Origin of the sequence: Planktothrix tepida PCC 9214 (assembly GCF_900009145.1) — a bacterium.
GTDB classification, from domain to species: Bacteria; Cyanobacteriota; Cyanobacteriia; order Cyanobacteriales; family Microcoleaceae; genus Planktothrix; species Planktothrix tepida.
In genome coordinates this window covers 1-803 of the sequence record NZ_LN889825.1, presented here as the reverse complement: position 1 = coordinate 803, position 803 = coordinate 1, and the positions used below count along the sequence as shown (strand labels likewise).

The following is an 803-nucleotide window of genomic DNA, read 5'->3' as shown; positions in this document are numbered from 1 at the left end:
GCAGCACTTAATGGTACAGGAAATAGTTTAGCCAATAGTATTATCGGAAATCCTGCTAATAATATTCTCGATGGAAATAGCGGAGCCGACCTACTCCAAGGTCTGACAGGAAACGATACTTATAATGTCGATAATACTGGAGATATTGTCACAGAATTAGCAGGTGAAGGAATCGACTTAGTGCAATCTTCTGTGACTTATACCTTACCCGCCAACATAGAAAACCTCACCTTAACAGGAACAGTCGCCATTGATGGTACAGGCAATAGTTTAAATAATATTATTATCGGAAATACTGTTAATAATATTCTCGATGGCGGTAGCGGAGCCGACCCACTGCAAGGGAAAGCAGGAAACGATACATACATTGTCGATAATGCTGGGGATATTGTCACAGAATTAGCAGGAGAAGGAACAGATTTAGTTCAATCTTCGATTACCTATACCTTACCCGATCACGTCGAAAACCTCACCTTAACAGGAACAGCAGTGCTTAATGGTACGGGTAATAGTTTAGGGAATAGTATTATCGGAAATACTGCTAATAATATTCTCAATGGCAGTAGCGGAGCCGACTCATTGCAAGGGAAAGCCGGAAACGATACATATATTGTCGATAATTCTGATGATATTATTACAGAATTAGCGAGTGAAGGAACGGATTTAGTTCAATCTTCTACGACTTACACCTTATCGGATAACGTAGAAAACCTCACCTTAACAGGAACAGCAGCACTTAATGGTACAGGAAATAGTTTAGCCAATAGTATTATCGGAAATCCTGCTAATAATATTCTCGATGG

General features: G+C 39.7%; 1 protein-coding gene. It reads left to right on the top strand.

Annotated features, from left to right (window positions below):
- Positions 1-803 (top strand): calcium-binding protein (locus tag PL9214_RS31775; RefSeq protein WP_186440508.1); only part of this gene is annotated, 803 nt, incomplete at both ends.